The sequence below is a fragment of the Streptomyces sp. UNOC14_S4 genome (assembly GCF_020740835.1).
Classification (GTDB): domain Bacteria; phylum Actinomycetota; class Actinomycetes; order Streptomycetales; family Streptomycetaceae; genus Streptomyces.
The window spans coordinates 1-578 of sequence record NZ_JAINFC010001052.1 but is presented as its reverse complement, the minus strand read 5'-3'; the positions used below and the strand labels follow the sequence as shown (position 1 = coordinate 578).

General features: G+C 77.7%; 1 pseudogene. It reads left to right on the top strand.

Annotation, left to right across the window (positions count from 1 at the left end):
* Positions 1-459: pseudogene (locus K6I34_RS37850) on the top strand (hypothetical protein); the annotation flags it as partial.
* Positions 460-578 lie beyond the last annotated feature (119 nt).

The following is a 578-nucleotide window of genomic DNA, read 5'->3' as shown; positions in this document are numbered from 1 at the left end:
GCGCACGTGCCCGCCGTCATCGTCCTCACCGGCACACCCGGCGGGCACGTGCGCCTGCGCGTCGCGGGATGCGCGGGCGGGAAGGCGGTCGCCCGCTCTGCGGCCTTCGTCGCCGACGCGCCGATGACCATGGGCCCTGTCGGCACGAGAGGCCCCGCCGGCCTGTTCACCGAGGCCACCGTGCGTCCGGCCGCCGCACCCGGCACGTACCCAGTCCGCGTCGACTGCGACGGCGACAGGAGCGGCAAGGCCGTCGCGGAGGGCCGCCTCACCGTCACTGCCGCAGGCACAGGACGCGGCGGGCACTCGCCTGTGGCCCCCGTACCGGCCGGTGGCGGCGGCACCGCGGCCGCCCCCGCGCCACCCGGCACCCCCGGCCTGATCGTCGCGGGCACCGGCGTACTGCTCGCCGCGGGCCTGATCTGGCACCGGCGCCGCCTCGACGCGGGCCGACAGTGAGGTGACGGTGAGGTGGCGGTGAGCGCCCGGCGGGCCGGAGTGGTCTGGGCCGTACTCCTGGTGACCGTGTGCCTGTGGGGACGCGACCTCGCCGAAGGCGACGTGGCCGCGACCCCCAC